Raw genomic sequence first — 20,128 nt, forward strand, 5'->3', positions numbered from 1 at the left:
CGGCCGTCAAGACTTCGACGCCTGTCCGAGACTTCCAAAATCGGCCGTCAACAAGCTTGCGCGCGCTTCAGGGAAACCCCTTACGGGAGGCGCGGTGATTCTTCAGCCTCGCGAGGCGGGCCTGAATGCGCGTGACGGCGCGCCCGTGTTCTCGTGCCTCTACTGCCGGCCGCAACGGGCCTGCGCCACCTCGGCCGGCCGCACGGTGCGCAACGCGCCATCGGTGACGTAGGGCACGATGCCGAGCGCCGCGATGCGCGCCGCTGTCGATTGCGCGCAGGCGTCATCGCCCGGCGCGCAATAGTCGATCGAAATCACCGGCAGGCCATATCGATCGCGAGCGATCTGCGCTTGCGAAAGCAGCCAATCGCGGTCTGCCTGCGGCACCTCGACATAGCGGGCCTTCGCTTGATCCCACCCGCTGAAAAGCGATTCGAACGCAACGGCGTAGACCTCGTCATGGACCTGTGGCAAGAGTTCGAAACCGCGATTCAGGATCAAACGCGCACCACGATGCCGCGCCTTGATCGCATGAATCACGCGCTCGAGGCCGGCACGCTGCCGCGCACGCTCGGAGTCCGTCTTCGCGACGAGTTCGTAGGAATCGAGCGTATCGAGAAAGAAGCCGCGATAGCCGCGCGCCCACAACGGATCGATCACGTGGCGCACGAAGAAGGCCGGCCACCCCGGCGCGGCCTGATCCACGACGCGCGAGGCCCAAGCCTTGTTCTTGCCGAGCAGCCAGTCGCTTGGAAGCGCCGAATAGTAAGCGCGCTGCGGCGTCACTTCGCCGACGCTCGCGTAGGCAAACCACTGCGTGCGCGCGCTCGCGTGCTCGCGCGGCTCGAAGCCGCTGTCGGGCTCGAGCACGGCGATGTCATAGCCGGAGAACCAATCCGCCGAAGGTTCCTCTCCGTAGTACAGCGCGACGCTGGGGCCGGACGGCCGGGGCATGCAGGCAAAGGAGGCGATCGGCGTAAGCGCAAGCAAGGCGACGAACGCGGAGCGGACCGCCCGAGGCAGGCGGGCGATCCGGCGCAATGGCGGCACCTTCGGCGAGGTCATTGGAGCATGTACGTTTCGTACTCGAGAAAAGCGAACTTGCGATCCAGCGTGCGCACGGCGACAACGGTCACCGCCACGAGCGCCGCCGCAAAACCGTACCCGTACGCCTCGGGACCGATCTTGATCGACAGCAGCGTGAAGCCCGTGTTCAGCAGCACGAACAGCCCCGTCAACCGCAACACGTCGCGGCGTGCGTCCAGGTAGAACAGCACGTTCAAGAGGCCCAGGAACAACACCTGAAGGCTAGCCGCGATCACATCGACGAGCAGCAACGGGAGATACAGCGACGAGATACGTAGCGCGCCGAGCAACGCGGCGCCGAACGCAACCATCAACAGCAACGTGACGACTTGCACCTTGATGATTTCGTAAAGCCCCGCGCGAACGCTGCCCACCATCATGTCGCGCATGGCGTGAATACGCTGCAGCGTCGCGCCGGTGCGCACGGCATCGTAAAAGGCGTCGTAGTATTCGACGAAATCGGCCTCGATTCGTACCAGGAACGCTGCCATGGCGGGCATCACGCAGACATACGCGAGAAACACGGGGATATCGTAGATCAGCGACGCATGAAACCAGCCGATGACGCGCGTTCCCGTCTCGGGCACGTACCAGAACACGAACTTGTCGGCCCACACGCCAAGGTTGAACATCAGCCCAACCCACGCGAGGCTCGGGTACATCATCTTGCGGTCGAACACTTCGAACGACATGAACCGCGGGCTGTGGAAATGGCGATGAACGATGCCCGAGAGCAGCGCGAACAGGATCGCGTGCCCGGCGACGAACCCGCCGAGCAGCCCGGTGATGCCATGACGATTCAGCGAAAGCGTCAGTCCGACCACGAAGCCATAGCCGATCGCAAACGAAAGCAGGATCTGCCGGTACTGCTTGACGCTCGACAGAAAGATCACCGCGATCCAAATATTGCTCGCAATCACGAAGCCCGCGATCATCAAGATACGGTAGCCGAGCGGCTCGGCGCGAAAGCCGAAACCCATGGCCACGACCGCGATCAGGCCCGACGCCACCGTGCACGCGAGCTGCACGGCGCGGTAGTTCGATATGACGAGATCATCACGTTCCTCGAACAGCCGGTCCGACACGAAGCGCGTGAAGGCGAGTTGCAGCGGCCCCGTGACGATGAGGCTGCACGCAATCATGTAGGTGACGGAGACCTGGAATTGCGTGATCAGCACGGTCGGGACCACGACCGTCAAGCTCAGCACGCCGATGATCAAGATGCCGAAGCAAGAGAGGATCATCGGCCCGGAGCTGATGAGCCCCGCATACAGGTACGCGCGCGCGACACCGCTCAGGGTGTTGCGATGCATCAACTTGCGTAGTTCGAATCCGATTCCCGCCATCATCGCCTCCGGTTCAGGACGTCGCGCAGCGCACCGAACACGGTGGCCGGCTGCGTGGTGGGTCGCGCGCCGGAAGGCGCGGTGCTTGCGCTTGCGCCGCCGTTCGCCGCGTGCATCGGACACCCGAGGGCTGCGCCCCCCCCGCCGCGCGATTCGCGCGGCGCGGCGTCGGGCTGCGCCGCCGCCCGCTGGTATATCCCGCGGTAGCGCTCGATCATTTGCGGCCGTGTGTAATAGCGCTGCGCCCGCGCGAGACCCGCGCGTTGCGCGGTGTCCCAGCGCGCCTCATCGGTCAAGAGCGCGATGGCCGCCTCGGCAAACGCGGCCGGATTGGCGATCGGCACCACCGCGCCGGCCACGCCGAGGGCGCGGTCTTCGGGCAGCGCCCCTTCGATCAGTTCGCGGCAAGCGCCGACATCGGTCGTCACGGCGGGCACGCCGGCCGCGAAGCCCTCGAGCACGACGAGCGGCAGCGCCTCGCTGATGGAACTCAACGCGACGAGATCGACTTGCGGCAAGACATCGGCAATCCGCTGAAATCCGAAGAACTTCAAGTTGCGCTCGAGCCCCAAGCTTTCCGCCAGCGCACGGCACTCGTGCGCGTAGTCGCGATCCTCTTCTTCGGGGCCGACGATCCAGCCTTCGATGTCGGGCAACGTCCGCGTCGCAACGAAGATCGCGCGAATGAACGTCTTGATGTCCTTGATCGGCACGACGCGCCCGATCAGCGCGACGACCCGGCGCGGCCGAGCCGGGTCGCGCCGCGCGAGTAGCGGCCGCAAGCCGTCGACGTCGATGCCGTTCGGGATCGTGCGCGTGAGTTCGGCGCGCGCGCCGTCGGCAACCTGGCGCAGCCGGTTTCCTTCGTAGAGAGCGACGATCTCGCTGGCCGCGTCGTAAGCGAAGCGCCCCAGCGCTTCGAAGAAGCGCACCCAGAGTTCGCGAAAGTAGCTGACGTCGGACACGTCGCGCTCGAACAACCCACGGTTGTCGCGAATCCAGCGGCTTTGCAGCAGATCGATCTTGCGCTCCTTCGTGTAGATGCCATGCTCGCTGACGATCAGCGGCCGCCCCGTTCGATAGTGCAGCAGCGCACCGAGATAGCCCGCGTAACCCGTGGACACGGTGTGGTAGACCTTTGCGCGCAACGTGCGCTCCGCCACTCGCGCCAATTGCCAGATCGGCTTATGCATGTTGCGCACGGTCCAGAAATAATCCGTGAAAGATGGATCCGTGCAGCGCTTCGAATACTGTTCCTCGATGTAGTCCCACGCTTCGCGGCTATACAGAAATTGCTCTTCCGAGAGCGCGCCGCCGTCGGACAGCATACCGATCAGATCGATCATCATCGTGCCGACTTCGGCGTGCTGGCGCCCATCGCGCAGCAACTCATGGAACTTCGACGAATACGCGAACGCATTGCGATCGCCATGGCGGGCGCGACGGGGTTCGGCGTCCGCGGGCGCGTCCTCGTACAAGTAATGCGCCTCGAAATGCACGACGTTATCGGGCAGCGGGTAGACGGCCGTGGGGTAATCCTGCGCACGGCTGCCGATGAAGACGATCCCGAACCGGGTGTCCGGATAGGCGCGGATCATGTCGTTGACCCAACTCGACACGCCCCCGCGCACGAACGGGAACGTCCCCTCGAGCAGCAAGCAGACGTCGGCTTCGGCAGCATGCCGTTTCAACGAAGTGTTCATCTCGTCCAGTATTCGACCACGGGTTGGAGCGCCGGCGCACCGGTGCGCGCCGCCATTTCGCCGACAATCTCGGCCGCCTGCGTATGGCGTCCTTTCCGGAAGGCGACTTCGGCGAGCCAAGGCAACAAACGCTCCCGCGGAAAGCCGAGCGCACGCGCACGCTCGAGGAAAGGGCCGGCCTCTTCGGATGCGCCGCGCGCAAGCGCTAGACGGGCGAGCAGCAGCCACAACGCAGCGTCGCGCTCACCCTCGCCGACGGCCAGCGCCGCGCGCACGTGCGCCTCGGCCTGGCCGATCGTATGCGCATGCACGTCGCCTTGCGCCAATCGTTGATAGACGAGTTCGAAATGCAGTTCGGCCAACCGATGATGCAGCATGTGGATCTCGTCCTCGTCCTGCGCCTGCTCGAGCGCCTCGCGGCCATCGGAGATGCGCGTGACGATCTCGTTTTCCGCTTGATCGAGACGACCGTATGCGAGCAGCCGCAAATCGTCGACCGGATCGGCGAGCAGATCGCGCAGCAACCCGCCGGTGGTGCGCGTCGGCAAATGCTGTATCGCGACGAGCGCCGCGAGCCGGTCTTGCGTCGCGACGTTCGCGTTCGCGAGGCGCGATTGCACGCGTGCGCCGCCGCCATGCGCCACGCGCGAGACCAAATGCGAAACGAACGCGGGCCGGCCCAGCGTCGTCATCGAACGGGACTTGCTGGGTAAGGGCAGCCAGACACCGCACGCGGTCACCAGCACTTCCAGCAAGCCGCCCACGCACGGCGCCAGGAACGACAGCAACCACAACTGCGCCAGTACGGCGCCACGCGGGAAGCGCTGTGCCGCGGGCAGCATGCGGCGGAACACGACCGCCTGCCCGGCGGCGGCGAGCGCCTGAGCGCCGAGGAATGCCGCCAAAGGATCGGTCGTAGCCGACGGGTGCAACAGGTAAAGGAGCGCCACGCCCTGACACAGCACGGCGACGGGGACCGCGACGACGAGCGCGAGCACCTCAAACATTGCCGGCTACCCGATCGAGCAGTTCGGCCACATTCATCTCGTTCGATTCGCTCGTCACATGCAGCGTATGCACGCCGATGCGCGCGCCGTCGAAGTCGGTGTCGAACTGATTGCGCAGATTGCCCTCCACCCGCGCGAGATAGCCAGCGACCCCTGCCGGATCGGCGAGCGGCATCAGATTGACCAGCACGGAGCGATGGGGCGTCTGCCGCGGCCATGCGAAATCGAGCGAGCGGCCGCGACGCAAGACGTGCTCGAAGAGCGAATCGTGCTCCTCGCTACGCGGAAACGACAGCGCGACGATCGACGATTGGATGCCGCTGCGCCGATGCAGCCGCACGAGCCGCGCGTATTCGAGCGCGAACTGCCGCGGGCAATCCGGTATCGCGACGAGCATCGCGTGCATGGCGCGGCCGTGCTCGACACCGTCGCCGTAATAGCCGAGCAGCACGAGCAGAAGCTGGAGGTTGTCGTTGTTCAGCGACAGGAACGCCATCCGCTTGACGACGAGCAACCCGAGCATGCGATCGTCGGCCGACAACAGCGGCGCGCAGACGAGATACTGGCTCCCGCTCGTGAGCATGCCTTCCGACTTCAGGTGCGCAAGCTTGCCCGTCGCGAGCGCGAGTTCGACGAGCGGATCGGCGGGATCGAAATCGAAAGCCTCGCCTACCGCCGTGGCCGCGCTGCGGGCCGGGGCGCCGTTATGCACGGCGTAGAGCGCGGCCACTTCGATCTGACAGGCGCGCGCCACGAATTCCATCAGCGCCGCAGCGCCGGGCAGCGTTTCGTCGGCTACCGAAACCGGCCTCGGTGCGCTCCGGTCGACACCGGCGGACGCGTGCGCGCGCTCATTGGCGTCCGCATCCACGTCCGCCGAGCCTTGCGCTGCCGCGATCATGCGCAACGCGGCGATCGAGTCGCGCAACGTCGTGGGCCGCGTGAGCAAGTCGTTCTCGAGCCGCTCGTGCGACAACCGCAGCAAATAGTGGTTGTCGGTCAGCGCTGACAGGCGCTCGTTCAAATAGTCGTTGACTGCGCTTGCGCGGTCGCTGCGCCGATTCCAAGTATCGGCGAAATGCCCCGCGACGATCGTGAGCACGAAGCCCCCGACGAAAAACGGCGCTGGCCAGGGCGTGCCTGCCGGATAGGTCAAGGGCCAGGATGCGGCGAACACCAACCCCGAGCCGACGCCGAGCACGACGCCGTAACGCAGCGAGATGATCATCGGCACGAGCCACAGCCATGGGAAGCCTTTGGCGATCACCAAAGGGTCGGTGCGATCGAGGAACCACGCGAGCGCGAGCACGGCGATCGTGAATCCGGCCGCCTCGGCCCACGCGTAAGCGGGCCGCGCGAGGGGTGCGAGGAAGCGTCGCAGGCGGCCCGCGCCGGTCGTCGGCGTTTTAAACAGATCGCGCGGGCGGCCGCCCGCGGGGGCGGTGCTATTGCGCTCGGCAACGGTTGGGGCGTTCATCGTGTCCTCGATACGTTCCGCTTACCGATGCACGGCCAGCGGAGCAAGCAATTTCTGGGCGAGCTTCTGTGCGACGCCGCCGAGCGACGAGCGGCTAAAGCCGCTGCGCGTGCCGACTGCGCTCCATACGACCTTGCCCGCGGGCAATTCGCGCAGTTCGAACGTCATCGACACGACCGGTTCGCCATCGACGCCGACCTTATAGCGCCATTCTTCGACGGCGCCGGTCAAGACATACTTCGCATGCTGCGTGCGCGCCCAGTCCAGACCCCGCTCCAGGTTCGGCTGCGCGGTCGGATCGAGCGCATCGCCGCTATCGGTGGCGAGCATCGTGTCGACCTGCGCAACGCCGGCCGTGCGCAGCGTGTTCGCAGCGATCGCTTGAGCGGCGCGGCCGGCGTCGGGCGTCTCGGTGAAGTTCGCGAGCGGCAGCACGGCGATGGCGCCGCTATCGGCCAGCGCGGGCGCCGGTGTCGATTCGACGCTTGCGCATGCGCTGACGATGAGCCCGCAGGCGACGGTGAGCAGCAGGCCCATAGCCCTGGAGATACGCTCGATTGTAGTCATGTCCGTTCTTCCTCTTCGTTTGTGGATTTCCGCAAGCGGCGCGCTAGCTTGCGCCGCGCTTGAGTTCAATATAGCCAGCGATACCGCGCGCCGATCACGGTGACAGCCGACCCCGTCTGCGCCACGCGCTGATGCCGGAAGTACAGCGCCGCCTGATCCCCGCCGAATACCGAGCCGGCAATCCCGACGTTCGCATCGATACCCCACCCCTGCACGGTGTCGTGCACGGTCCCGACGTCCAGGTACGGCCGCCACGCGTGCGTATAGCGATCGACGAGATCGTTGCCGAAGCCGATGTACGCACCGAACTCCGTATAGCTGTTCGGCGTGAAGGTCGCGGCCGTCGCCGGCCCCGCGTCGGCCGGCAACAGGCGCGCGAGCAACGCGTCGGACTGGCCGCTGTCGTTGTACTGCCCGTGCGCGCCCACGAAGCGCACCGTGTAGTCGGGGTACTCGGTACGGATCTTGTAGTCGATCTCCGCCTGTTGCACGGCGCCGCTGCCGACGAACGTACGCGCTTGACTGTAGAACCGGTCGGCCTCGATCGAACCGCTGAGCGACCAGCGCGGCGTCATTTGCCAGGTGAACCCGCCCATCGCCTTGTCTTTCATGCCGCCCACCTGCAGCGTTTGCAGTTCGGTGGCCTCGGCGTTGCGCGCGACCGACGCGTTGAACGAAAGCGGCGAATTGGTCCCGACCGTCGCTTCCGCGCGAAACGTGTAGAACGAGTCCAGCGCCGTGCGTCGCCCGAAGCCGATCTCGGTGCGCATATCGTGCGTGAGGCGGCGCGCATAGAATTCGGCCGCGCGGTCGAGCGGATCGACGCCGACGAGCTGCGTGGTATCCGCCGAACGCTGCTCGCGCTGATAGGCACGCATGCCGATCATGTAGTGGTCCGACAGCTTGAGGCTGCCGCCCAGCGTTTGCTGAACGTAATCGAGCGGATGCTCGACGTAATTGTCGACCGACGCGTCGATCGACTGATTCCAGAACAGCGACGTATCGACGAGGCGCTGGTGCATATCGTCGTCCGGCGCACCGTCCAGCCCGGCGAACGCCAGTGCTTGCGCCTGGCCCTGCCGGTCGGCTCGGTTCGCGCCGTCGATCCGGTTCGCGAGCGGCAGAACCGCGGTGCGATCGTCGAGCAACGCGTCGATCTTGCGTACGTCGTCGTTCGCGAGCGCAATGGCGAGTTGCTCGTCTTGCGAGCCGGTCAAGCGCAGCGCGTAGCGGCGCGCGAGCCAACGCTTGGCGACGTCGTAACGCTCGTGCGAAACCGCCCACGCCACGGCGACGTCGCGGGCCACCGCTTCGCGTTGGCTCCGGTATTGTGCGCCGCGCGTAGACGACGACGGCAACGGCGAGAGACCCTTGGCATTGCCGAGCAAGCTCACCGACGTGGAATCTGCAGGCGCATCCGCAGACGGTCCCGCCAACGAATCGAGCAAGCGCCGCGCAAAGTCGCCGTTCGTCAGCGTCTGCGCGAGCATCGCTCGGCGCCCTTGCAACTGAGTGCTCGCCTCCCAATCGCCGCGCGCAGGCAAGCGCAATGCCGGGCCGCCCGCGCGCGGGCCGGGTTTGGCGGTGCGCGCAGCTTCGGTTTCGCGCATCAGCGAACGCCATACCTCACGGCGCATCGACCACGCAAGCCCGGGGTGCCCCGCCATCTCTTGCGCGTCGGCATACGTGAGCAGCCACAGCGGGTCGCGCGCCTGCGCCGCGGCCTGGCGGCGCAGATAACCGAGGGCGGCGACCGGCCGGTTCAGCCGCAGCTCGGCAGCTGCGAAGGGTCCCCACAGCGATTCGTTTTCGAGCGAGGCGGCCCGCCACCGCTGCAGCACCGTGCGCAGTTCGCCTTCGCTGCCCTGGTCCACGAGCATCCACAGATACGCGGCCCGTGTATCGGGCGTCGAGTCGGGCCGCGCGATCGCACGCCGCAGATCGTCGAGCGCATCGCCTACCTTGCCCGATTGACGTTCGTATTCCGCACGCGCGGCAAGGAACCCCGAGTCGCGCTCGGCCGCTGCCCGCTGTTCGGGCGTCAAGCTTTCGAGCAGTGCGGCGACGCGCTCGCGCGTGTGCGCGGCGAGGTAGTAATCGATCGCATCGCGCAATGCGCGGATTTCGCCAGTACGCTGATATTGACGCTCGGCCGTGCGCGCCGCGTCGAGCGGATGCGGATCGTAGAAGAACGTCATGGCCGCCAGATCTTCGGGCGAGGCCTGTCCGCCGGCAAGCAGATGGCGGTAGGCGAGATGCGTCTGTTTCTCGTCCTGCAACCGTTGGGCGAGTTGGCCGTACGTGCGCCAGAACAGCACATCGGCGTCGGTTGCATAGGGCGCGGAGCGCTTGAGCATCGCGAGCGCGCCCGCGAAATCATTGTGCGCGTACAACAAGTTGGCGCCGTGCAGCGCGTATTCGACCTTGCTCGGTGCTTGAAGCTGCAGCGATCGGTAGGTCGCGAGCGCGAGATCGTCGCGCCCGGCCCGCTGCGCCAGCAGGGCGATTCGACTACGGATCGCTTCGGCTTGCGGCCCGTGCACGCGGGCATCGAGGAAGGCCAGAGCATCGTCGGGCCGCCCCAGCCGCTCATAGGCGGCGATCACGCCGTCGACGAGCGTCATGTCGTCCGGCGCGGCGTTCGAAGCATGGGCGAGCGCTTGCACATAACGCTCGTCGTCATGCAGCATCGGTGCAAGACGCTGCACGTTGCGCCATGCCGTCGCATCGCCCGTCCCCTTTGCAGCGGCGAGCCACGATTGCAGGGCAGCCGCCGGCTCGTTGCGCCACTCCTGGACTTGGGCGAGCCGCGCCTGCCATGCTGCTGCATCGGGCGCGCGTTTGACTTCCTCCGCCGCGATTCGCTCGGCGTTGGCGAGATCGCCCGCTTCGAGAAAAGATTGATACAACGTGAGCGCCAGCGCGCCATTCGCGTTTGTCCCGGCATGGACACTCGACTGCGGCGACGCAGCGGGCTGCGACGCGGGCACGGCTGCGCCGGTCGCGATGCGAACCACGCTCACGCGCCCCGCAGCGGGGAAAGCGGCGGCAGCGAAACGACTCGACCGCGACGGCCCCCCGGCGGCCCGCAGGCGCTCTGCCTCGGCCTGCCCAAGCCGCAACCAAACACCGCGCTCGGGTTGCTGCCGGACACGCTCCCCACGCGCTTGCTCTACCTTCAGCGATGCCGATACCGGCAAGAAGCCGCCTCTCGTTTCGCTAGTGGCGCCCCCCGTCGCCGACGGCACGACGAATTTCATCAACGCGCGCCCATAGCGCTCCACGAGATCGGTGCGATGGGCGGCTCGGGCAAGCGTGAGCATCGCCTCGAGCGATTCGCGATCGTCGGCGAGTGCGCCGAGATGGGCATCGCCCTCGCTCAACGCCACGTCGAGCAGATTCCCAGACTGCAACGCCCGCACGGCGGCAAGAAAATCGCGCCGCGCGGACGCACGGTCGGTATCCATCGCCTGCGCGGCGAAGTACGCCTGGGCCGTGCCTCGATAGTCGCCAAGCCCCAACCGATGTTGCGCCACACGCCGCTGCCAATACAGGCGACGATCGGGATCGGCCTGAACGAGCTGCATTTCGTAGCGCACGGCAATGTCCGTCGCACCCACGGCCAGGGCCTGCCCGGCAAGCGTGCGCAAATCGTCGGCGCTCCACGATTCGGCCGCCATGGCAGCCAGGTGCTCTCGAGCGCGCGCGAGGCCCGCCTCGCGATCCGCCGAACCCGGCGTGGCCGCGAACGCCCGCTGCATATCGCAGCGCAGCGCGAGACGCTCGCCGTTGCGACGCGCGACAGGCGCATCGAGCGCGCTCAGACGTGCTGCGATCGCCTCGGCATGATCGATCTGCCCCAGCGCCACGTATTGCTCGCCGAGCACCCGAAGATATACGGGATCGGAAGGCGCGCTGCGCAGCCACGCCTCGAGGTACGCGACGTTGAGCTCGCTCGGCGTGCGGTCGTCGACGATGCGCTCGCGCAGTCGGCCACCTTGGTAAATTGCGCCGAGCGCCGCGACGACCGCGAGCGTTAGGCCCGCGAGCGTGGTCGGCGCCGCGATACGGGGTCGGTTATTCGCCACAGTCGATTTGGATCGGTTGATAGGCCACTTGCTGTCCCGGCACGGCCGGCAGCGCGATCGTCAGGGCGCCGCCGTCGCGGCGCGCGTCGAGCGCGCGGCCCGCGCTGGACGCGCGGCACTGTGCGGCGTTCGCGATCGTGACGAACGGCTTGTAATACCCGCCGAACGCGAAGCGCAGGCTCTTTGCGCCGCGTTGGAAGTCCTGCACGAAGCCGTTGGCTTGCGCGATATAAGGCGCCGTATTGCGCGTCTGCGAGGGCGATTCGAGCGCGAAACGCGCCGCCCCGCCGTCGAAATGCACATAGATGCCGTCCGGCCCGCGCGCGTAGCCCGTCACCCCCGATGCGTCGGACAACCGCGGCACCTCGCTGCCGGTCCAGTGCAATTCGCGCACGGAGCCGTTGCCGCGCACGAGCCAGGCATCGCCCTCGCGCGCCACCGCGAAAGTGTGCCAATCCAGCACCTTGCGTACATAGTCGGTGATGCGCACGGGCAACACCGGCTGGGCCAACACGGCTTTCAGGATGTGGTCCAACGCGGTCAGCGAGGCGATTTTAGTGCCGCTGTACATGTGGTAGTACAGGTCGATCGGCTTGAACCGCAACGGCGCGTCGGTCATCGCGAAGGTTTGCAGCACCTGCTCGAAGCCGTAAAAGGGACCCTGCCAATCGTTGGTGTAGACGTTCTCGTCTTGATTCGGCGCGAACACTTGATAGGCGCCCGGGCCTTTGTCGATACCGATCGGCGCAATGGCGGTCCAACTGTTCTGCGTCTTCGTGATAACCGTATCCCCGCCATTGATGTTGTAGACGCCGCTCTCATAGGCCCGCCTCACGGCCACGGCGGGCGGCATGCAATCGCCCGACCACTGCAGGATGGTGACGTGCTTGCCCGGCGGCGCGAGGCGGCTGTCGATATATTGAATGGAGCCGGAGATCTCGCGGTCGAGGTTGAATTTATAACCGGGAATATTCAACGAGAACGCCGCATCGGTGCCGCCGCGATCGGTGCGGGCGCCGCTTTTGGTGTCGACCTCTTCCCAGATGAACGGATGCGAATACGTGTGCGTGCCCATCTCCACGTACGGCAACGCAAACATCTTGCGCGCGATCTGCTCGAGGCGGGGCGAAAGCTTCGGATAGAGGCCTGCCGGGCCCACCTCGCCCTCGATGACCGAGAGCGTGACGGGAATCGGATATCTGGTCCAGATGCGATCGTACAGCGCCTGCCCTGCGTAGTCCGGCCCCGGGAATTCGACGTGGGACGCAAAGCCGTCACCGTCGACATGCGACATCAGCAAGCGTCGCCCGTTCTCGGTCGTCACGCTGGGCCCCGGCAGCGCCGGCAACCGCAGCGCCGCCTTCAGGAAATCGATCGGCTGAATGACCCACCGCTCTTGCTCGATCGCGTCGAGCGACAGTTCCGAATATTGATTGAGCGCGAAACCGCCCCAGGGCATCACGCCACCCGCATCGACGCGCGTGCCGGCGGCGTCGATACCGAGCAGCGAGCGGCCGGCGCCCTCCACCCGAACGCGCGGCAGGTCGCGCATATCGGGGGGCGGCATCGTCTCGAAGCCGACCATCGGGTCGTGCGCGACGATCGATATCGGCCGCGCGAGCGTCCCGCTCACACGCCGCAGCCCGGGCAACTCGTCGCTATCGGCCGCGAAGCCGAACTGCCCGATGAACGCGATCGGTACCTGCGCGGCGACGACGCGGCGAACCCAGCGGCGCCACGCCGTTTGATCGGCCACGTCGCCGCGCTGGATCCACGCGACGACGCCCGCATAGCGGTCGGGCGTCACGTTGGCGGGCAAGGCGCTCGTCGCATCGACGTATTGAATGTCGTACCCGAGGTAGTTGAGCGGCGTCGCGAGCAAGCGCACGCCGGGCGTGAGATCCACCGGCATGCTCGCCTCGCGGTCTTGCACGACGAGCACTTTACGCGGCATGACTTCGATGCGGCCGATGCCGACCACCGTCTGCGACGGGTCGGTCGCATACACATCGAGCCCCGCGGCGATCGCGTCGTGCGCCGCCTTGCGCGCGCAAGTGCGGTCGGTCTTCTCGCAGTATTCGATGGTGACGACGGGAACGCGTGTGTCGCGAACGAAAGCGCGCACGGCATCGAGACCGGCGGAGGCAGCGGGCGACGAATCGGCGTCGTTCCCCGGCATCGAGGTGAAGAGCCCTTGCACCAACACTGCATATAGGTTGTTGCGATGCGCGCGGGCGATGTCCAGCGCATTAGTGCCTTCAACGACGACCTTCGCTTCCGGGTAGGCTGCGCGGATCGCATCGATTGCACCCTCGCCGCCTTTCGCATCGACGACGAAGCCGCGGAAGCCACGCTGCCACAGCGGCGCGATTTGGTCGGCAATGAAGGAGGACGCGTGCGTATCGGCGCCGTCGAGGCGTGCGAGATACGTCGTGTGCTGGAGCGGCCGCGAAGAGGGATCGAAGGTGCGGGCGGGATCCAGGACGACTGCGTCGAACGCCTGCAGGAGGTCCATCGGGGGATCGTCGCCTTCGTAGACGGCGAGATTGACGTGCGCGGCGGACGCGGCGTTCGAGACATCGACGCCGCTCGTGCTTCGCGCGGCGTCTTGCGATCGTGCGACGGGCGCAGCGCTCGCAGCGTCGGGACGCACGATCGCGGCAACACCCAACGCCATGCACAACGCCACCACGAGCGGACGCTGCGCTTGGCAACTGCGGAGCCAGCGATGAGCCGACCGCACGCGGAGCGCGATATCAATGGCAAAACTGATCACACCATTCCCCGTTTGAATGTCGCTGCTTTTAGGGGGCGATCTTCGTGCCGCCAGTTATTCGGCATGGACCGAGTGTCGGACGAACAAAATGCTGCCCAACCTCCCCTTTTCGGGCGCAAAAATAACATGGATCTAGAAATGGTGAAACAACAGTCTAGCGCCGCCGTCGTGCTTAACCGACGCGGGTTGTGCCCGAATCGAGGAAACAAACGTTTGCAAAGCCGCGCAAACGTTTGAAAGCAGCTTGTAAATAAATTATCGACGTCAGCCTCAATTGCCATTTTCGTCTTGGATGTTTCCGACCAGGCAAAGCCTTAGGCGAAATGCCGAAGATCGGCATTCGTCGGTTCAATGGGGGGCGCGCAAGATTCGGGCCTGGCCTTTTTTGCGTGGGGACTACGGCCTAGTGAACGCCGCTTCGAGTGAAAGGCATACTCGAGGGCTACGGCAACACGGTCCCGCGCTGACATGAAGTCCGGCAGGTTATCCCGCGATGACGCTCGGCGGCGAGCGGCATTCGCGGATCGATCTTTGGTTCAGGCGCAACGTATCGCGCCCGGTGCGGCAAGGATGGTCCGATCAGTTCGTCCCTTCGTAGGTCACGGTTTCGACCCAGTTGGCGCCCTTGCCGACAGCAAACTTGCCCGATTCACGCAACGCGCCGCTCTTCGGATCGATCGCATAGACGGTCATCGTCGGCGACAACTGCCCAACCGCGAGCAGGTACCGCCCGGAGGAATCGATATTGAAACCGCGAGGCTGTTTTTCCGTCGCATAGGTCCCCATTCGCGTCAGCTTGCCGGTGGATGGATTCACGCGGTAAGCGGCGAGCGTGCTGGAAGTGCGCTCCGAAGCGTAAAGAAATCTTCCGTCGGGCGTCAAATGCAGATCGGCGCCCCAAGGCTTTTGACCGCCAAAATCTTTCGGCAAAATCGAAACCGCCTGAATGGGCTCAACGCTTTGGCCGTCATGGCGAAGCGAGAGCACATGCAGCTTTCCATCCAGTTCGTCGATCAAATACGCGAAACGTTGATCCGCCGAAAAGACGAAATGCCGCGGTCCCGATTTTTCCGGGAGTTGGTAGGCCGGCGCATCCTCTTTGGTCAAGTTTCCTGTCGACGCGTCGAACTTCAAGCGCAGCCACGCATCGGATCCCAACACCGAAGCGAACGCATACCGGTTGTCCCCCGAGGTTCTGATCGCATGTGCCATCGGCCCGGTCGACACCGTCTGCAGCACGTCGCCCGCGACGCCGTCGGCGCCGATGCAATTGACGGCCAGCAGGTTGCCGCCGTACGAAGCGGACAATAGATACCGGCCGCTCGCATCGGTCGATAGGTAGGCCATGCTCTCGGCGAGCGGCGCTTTGCCGAGTTCGAGCAACCTGCCGTCGATCGGATTGACCGCGAAGCTCACCACGCGATAAGGCTTCGAGCGCAACGCTGCATACAAGTGGCGATGATCCGGCGAAAGGGCCATGGGCATCGCCGTGCCGCCCGCCGCGACCGTCTCCACGCTCGCCAGCTCGCCGTTCGATGGATCGAGGCGGAACACGGAAATGTCTTGACTATCCGCATTCGATACGTACACGAACGTTGCGGCGTGCGCCGCGACCGAGAGGCTCAAGCTCATGACGGCGCCTGCGATGGCGCGAGTCGCAGTTTTTGTGACCATTATCCTTGTCTCGTCGTTAGAGTTTCAAAGGGAAAGCTTCCGCGCACAAACGGCGGCTGAGCGCCGACTCGATGGACCGGTCAGCGCGCTCGATCGATGCGAAACACGGCCATCGCCTCCCGCATCGATTGCGCCTGTTCCTCCAACGCATGGGCGGCCGCAGCGGCCTGCTCGACCAACGCGGCGTTCTGTTGCGTCACTTGGTCCATCTGGCTCACCGCCTGCCCCACGTGTTCGATGCCCATACGCTGCTCTGCCGTCGCCGTCGTGATTTCGGACATGATGCCGGCCACGCCGCGGATCGAGCGGACGATCTCGCTCATCGTCTGACCCACGTTGCCGACGAGTTCGTTGCCGTTCTTGACGTCGTCGATCGAAGCGCCTATCAGCGCCTTGATCTCGCGCGCTGCGCCCGCACTGCGTTGCGCCAACGTGCGCACTTCGCCCGCCACCACGGCGAAGCCGCGCCCGTGCTCGCCCGCGCGCGCCGATTCCACGGCGGCGTTCAGCGCAAGAATGTTGGTTTGAAAGGCGATGCTATCGATGATGCCGGTGATGTCCGCGATCTTTTTCGAGCTCGCGCTGATGACGCCCATCATCTGCACGGCGCGATCCACCACATCGCCGCCGCGCTGCGCGAGATCGGCCGCGCCGTCGGCCAGCGTCGACGCTTCCGACGCGTTGTCGGCGTTTTGCTTGACGGTCGCGGTCAGCTCTTCCATGCTGGCGGCCGTTTCTTCAAGCGAAGCGGATTGCTGCTCCGTCCGACTGGACAAATCGAGGTTGCCCGCCGCGATTTCGCGGGCTGCCGTATGAATCGCGTCGCTGCTTGCGCGCACGCTGGAGACGGTGCGCAGCAGGCCCGCCTGCATTCGGCTCATCGACGCGAACAACTGCCCGATCTCGTTGCGGCCGCCCTCGGGCACCCGTCCACTGAGATCGTTGGACGCGATCCGATCGAGCCATTGGGCTGCTACGGCGAGCGGCTGCGTCACCACGCGCCGCAGCGCGAAATGCGTCGCCACCGTCACCAGCAGCGCGATCGCCACGCCGGCGCAAACCAAAACGACGATCCACTCGTAATGCGAGTTGCCTTGGTCGAGCGTCGTTTCATCGAGTTGATTGGCGAGCCGCTGGAATTTCTCCACGTTCGCGGAGTAGACCTGCCCCGCCAGCGTGACGTCCCGATCGTTGATCGTCGCATAGGCCGCAGTATCGCCGCTGCGCAGTGCATCGGTCGCGCGCTGCAGGCAATCGGCCAGGTGCGTCGACGCATTCACGAGTTCCTGCTTCAATGCTTCGTCTAGCCCATCGAAGCGCGGCGCGTCCTGAAACGCCGAGGTTTCCTTCGCCGAGAGGTCGAACGTTCGCTTCGCGCTTTGCAGTGCGGCGTCGCGCGCCGCCGGGTCGTTATGTTCTTTCAGCGCCGAATAGGCGCGCACGAGCGCGGACCGCGTACGGGTGCTGTCCTTGTAGCCGTCGTTGACGAGCCGCGTCTGGCTCGCGATTTCGTGCAAACGTTGCGCATTGGAATTGGCGCTATGCAGCGCGAGCACCCCGGCCGCACCGCCCATCACGATCATCGCCGCAAACAGCACGAGCACCGCCAGCAAGCTCGTTCGAACTTTTATGTTTCTCATGGATTTCCAGCACCGATGTCATCGTACGTCTCGAAGTTAACGGCGGTTTGTCCGTTCTCTCGAGCCTTGACAGGTGTCGGGGAAGCATGACCCTCTCGGCCTCACATGGTACGGCCCGTTCGCAGGTCGGCGCGCAAGCGCGGCTCGGTCCGCGTGGTCCATTGCCGCGGACGCGCCATGTCATCTGTCATCGTACAACTAGAATCGTACCGGAAAGGCCGCCACCCGTAAAGCATCGGTCGCGGCAGATAGATAGATGCTGGTGGCAGGGAGAAGCCCGCCCGCGCCGAACTCGCCTGGGGTCCACCCTTCGCCAGCACGCACAGGCAGGACACACAGGCGCAGCGCTCTCCGTCACTGCGGAATGAGATGGCCGCTCATTTCTTCGAGCCCGGCTCGGTCCGTGATCGACACACGCTTGCCCGAGCACTTGATCAGCCCGAGCGATCCCAACTTCGACAGCCCACGGCTGACCGTTTCGAGCGTCAATCCCAAGTGGGACCCGATTTCGTCGCGCGTCATGCGCAGGTTGAACTCTTGCGAGGAATAGCCGCGCTGGGCATAGCGCTTGGACAAGTTGAGCAGGAAGGCAATGAGCCGCTCCATCGAATTCATTCGTCCGATCAGCATCAACAACGCTGATTCGCGCACCAGCTCTCGGCTCATGAGTTTGTGCAGATGGTTGCGCAAGGCAACGTTGTTTTCGCCGGCCGCGGCGAGTTCCTTGAACGGGAGGTAGCAGATCACGCTATCTTCCATCGCGATCGCGTCCAACACGTGATGCCCTGTACTGATGCCGTCCATTCCCATGAATTCGCCAGCGATCTGGAAACCGATGATCTGCTCGCGGCCTTCGTTGTCGATCGCAAAGGTCTTGCACGACCCCACTTTGGCAACGTAAAGATGCCGGAACGGCTCGCCGGCGCGAAAAATCGCCTCGCCTTGCTTCACCTTGCGATAGTTGCCGAACACGCCCTTGACCGCGGCCGTATTGCCCACATCGAAATCGTCCGGCAGGCAAAACCGGCGAGAGCCGCAACTCGCGCAATCGTGATGATCGGCAGCGCTTGCCGCCTTGGCGCTAACTTCCCGTTGTGGCTTGAGCCATGCGATCGGGGATGCCCCAGCCACTTGCTTGTGCGCTGCGCGCGGTGTGAGACGTTCGACTTCTGCAAATGCGGTGGTATCCATGTCCATGCTCCAAGACGCGTAGAACCAGGCTTGGCGAACAGGGCCGCCAATCGTTCTATCGCTGCTGGTACGCATTGTCATGAATCGGGAGCGCCGAGCATATCGGCGATCCATGTCGCGTTATGTAGGTGATCCCCTACACCTTCGGCGACGGTTCAGGGCTCCTCCGGCTCCCAGCGCGCCTGCTCGAGCTGCCTTAGATAACGATCGAAAGCGTCCGCCACATGGCCGCAGGCGAAACGCCCTACCGGAGTCAAAAAGAGGCGCTTGGCGTCGAGCTCTACATAGCCCTTGCGCGCGAGCGGCTCGAGCGCCGCCAGTTCGCGACGGAAGGTCATATGGAAGTCGATGTCGTAGCACTCCTCGATCGATTCGATGTCCACCGAAAAATTCGCGAGCAGACCGGCCATGATCGTGCGTCGCACTAAATCGTCCGGCGTGCAGAGCAGCCCGCGCTCCACCGGCAATACGCCACGCGTAAGCATCTGCGCATACGCACCCGCGTCCCGGCAGTTCTGGTATTGCATCGGCCCGACGTTTCCGATCGCCCCTTGGCCGATCCCGATGGATGCGTACGTCATTCGAGTCGAATAGCCATAAGGCCGCGGCGTGAGCGCCGCAATGCGCTTGGCGCCGACCCATTCATCGGAGCGCAGGGCAAAAGCGTCGTGCGCCACGTACTCGTAGCCGGCCGCGATGAGTCGGGCAAACGTCTCTCGCCGAATCTGCTGCAGGCGAGCTTCTATATCGGCCGTGCTCCGATATCCGCCGGCCGCTTGCTCCCCGCCGCCCGCGCTCAACAAGATGCGGCTCGGCCGGCACGCCAGCAGGGTCTCCACCCAGGCCCGCGCACTTCGTACGGAGGCATCCGCGGCCACGATGGGCACTTCCACGGCAATGGAACGAAAGCCGCCGTTACGCGCTGCGGCCATGAACGGCTCGATCGCATCCCCCTGATGGGGGTCCTTTGCGTCGATGCCGGCATGCAACGTGGTGACGCCGAACTCGCGCAGCGCGCTCAAGATCTCCGGGTGCGGCGGCCGCGACGCCGCGACGCAGGCCGTGAACGCGGCGCCCGCCTCCACGTCGAAACATTCCGTGACCGCATGATGGACCGCCCGCAACGCGTGCTCGGACAACGCGGTCACGCCGGCGGACCAATACACCTCCGCCACGCCTGCGCACACGCCGTGCTCGCGCGCAAACAGCACCATCTCGCGCCGCAACTGGACGGCGCGAACGGTGTCATAGGCGCCGGTGCGCGCGCGATCCCCACCGCGCTGCCGGTCGAGCGGGGCGAGAACCGCCAATGCGGCTGGCCGGTACCAATACGGCTGACGGCTGGCCTTGACCCAAGATTCGACACAGGAAGCGCCGAGCGCCTGCGCATACCATTGGGGTGCGGGATAACAAAAGTGCGTGCCTTCCATGAGAGTTGCCTTGCTCGGCGCGGCGCGATTCCAGCGGCATGCATGCGCAACAGCAGGCCGCGCCTATCTTTCCTGATGCTCGGGTCTCTATCTTGCCGCGCCACGACGCCTTCTAATGTGACCTGGGTCAAGCACCCGTCATT

The 20,128-nt window shown here is 65.2% G+C and carries 12 protein-coding genes; all 12 read right to left on the minus strand.

What is annotated here, in order from left to right:
• Positions 1-159 precede the first annotated feature (159 nt).
• A complete protein-coding gene (locus tag QQS38_RS15880) occupies positions 160-1,065 on the minus strand; it encodes an endo alpha-1,4 polygalactosaminidase (RefSeq protein ID WP_479646329.1) in 906 nt (301 codons plus the stop codon).
• Positions 1,062-2,432 carry an exopolysaccharide Pel transporter PelG gene (gene pelG / locus QQS38_RS15885; protein WP_479646330.1) on the minus strand — a complete coding sequence of 457 codons (1,371 nt, stop codon included), beginning with the start codon at positions 2,430-2,432 and terminating at the stop codon, positions 1,062-1,064. Before pelG ends, QQS38_RS15880 begins: the two co-directional genes overlap by 4 nt.
• Positions 2,432-4,135, minus strand: coding sequence for a GT4 family glycosyltransferase PelF (gene pelF, locus QQS38_RS15890; protein ID WP_479646331.1), 1,704 nt, complete (start codon positions 4,133-4,135; stop codon positions 2,432-2,434). The genes pelG and pelF overlap by 1 nt, the downstream gene beginning before the upstream one ends.
• Positions 4,132-5,142, minus strand: a complete 1,011-nt coding sequence (locus QQS38_RS15895; RefSeq protein ID WP_479646332.1) for a hypothetical protein — start codon at positions 5,140-5,142, stop codon at positions 4,132-4,134. The genes pelF and QQS38_RS15895 overlap by 4 nt, the downstream gene beginning before the upstream one ends.
• Entirely contained in the window at positions 5,135-6,619 is a 1,485-nt protein-coding gene (locus QQS38_RS15900) for a PelD GGDEF domain-containing protein (RefSeq protein WP_479646333.1), read from the minus strand. Before QQS38_RS15900 ends, QQS38_RS15895 begins: the two co-directional genes overlap by 8 nt.
• Before the next feature lie 21 nt (positions 6,620-6,640).
• A complete protein-coding gene (locus QQS38_RS15905; protein ID WP_479646334.1) occupies positions 6,641-7,186 on the minus strand; it encodes a penicillin-binding protein activator LpoB in 546 nt (181 codons plus the stop codon).
• Positions 7,187-7,251: 65 nt separating this feature from the next.
• On the minus strand, positions 7,252-11,274 hold the full coding sequence (locus QQS38_RS15910; protein ID WP_479646335.1) for a tetratricopeptide repeat protein: 4,023 nt from the start codon (positions 11,272-11,274) through the stop codon (positions 7,252-7,254).
• Positions 11,264-13,951 (minus strand): bifunctional glycoside hydrolase/polysaccharide deacetylase family protein, encoded by a 2,688-nt coding sequence (locus QQS38_RS15915; RefSeq protein WP_479646336.1) that lies wholly within the window; start codon positions 13,949-13,951, stop codon positions 11,264-11,266. Before QQS38_RS15915 ends, QQS38_RS15910 begins: the two co-directional genes overlap by 11 nt.
• Positions 13,952-14,629: 678 nt before the next feature.
• Positions 14,630-15,724 carry a lactonase family protein gene (locus QQS38_RS15920; RefSeq protein ID WP_479646337.1) on the minus strand — a complete coding sequence of 365 codons (1,095 nt, stop codon included), beginning with the start codon at positions 15,722-15,724 and terminating at the stop codon, positions 14,630-14,632.
• An 80-nt stretch (positions 15,725-15,804) separates the two neighbouring features.
• Positions 15,805-17,364 (minus strand): methyl-accepting chemotaxis protein, encoded by a 1,560-nt coding sequence (locus tag QQS38_RS15925; protein WP_479646338.1) that lies wholly within the window; start codon positions 17,362-17,364, stop codon positions 15,805-15,807.
• A gap of 354 nt (positions 17,365-17,718) precedes the next feature.
• Entirely contained in the window at positions 17,719-18,555 is an 837-nt protein-coding gene (locus tag QQS38_RS15930; protein ID WP_479646339.1) for a helix-turn-helix domain-containing protein, read from the minus strand.
• A 155-nt stretch (positions 18,556-18,710) separates the two neighbouring features.
• Positions 18,711-19,985 carry an oxygen-independent coproporphyrinogen III oxidase gene (locus tag QQS38_RS15935; RefSeq protein ID WP_479646340.1) on the minus strand — a complete coding sequence of 425 codons (1,275 nt, stop codon included), beginning with the start codon at positions 19,983-19,985 and terminating at the stop codon, positions 18,711-18,713.
• Positions 19,986-20,128: the final 143 nt, after the last annotated feature.

This window comes from Trinickia sp. Z7, from assembly GCF_056498045.1.